This window comes from Undibacterium hunanense, from assembly GCF_014284335.1.
GTDB lineage: Bacteria > Pseudomonadota > Gammaproteobacteria > Burkholderiales > Burkholderiaceae_D > Undibacterium > Undibacterium hunanense.
Genome location: NZ_JACOGF010000086.1, coordinates 1 through 258 on the forward strand (window position 1 = coordinate 1; position 258 = coordinate 258).

At 54.7% G+C, this 258-nt stretch carries 1 protein-coding gene; it reads right to left on the reverse strand.

Going from position 1 to position 258, the window contains the following annotated elements; translation table 11 throughout:
* The coding region (locus tag H8L32_RS27430; RefSeq protein WP_230412443.1) for a GTP-binding protein at positions 1–258 on the reverse strand (258 nt) is incomplete at both ends.

Consider the following 258-nt stretch of genomic DNA (forward strand, 5'->3'; position numbering starts at 1 on the left):
CCATGTCGCATTTGTTCAGGAACACGATGATGTATGGAACGCCAACTTGGCGGGCCAACAGGATGTGTTCGCGAGTTTGTGGCATAGGACCGTCTGCTGCGGAGCAAACCAGGATCGCGCCGTCCATCTGAGCCGCGCCAGTGATCATGTTTTTAACATAGTCAGCATGGCCTGGGCAGTCAACGTGGGCGTAGTGGCGGCCGGCTGTTTCGTACTCAACGTGGGCTGTATTGATTGTAATACCGCGCGCTTTTTCTT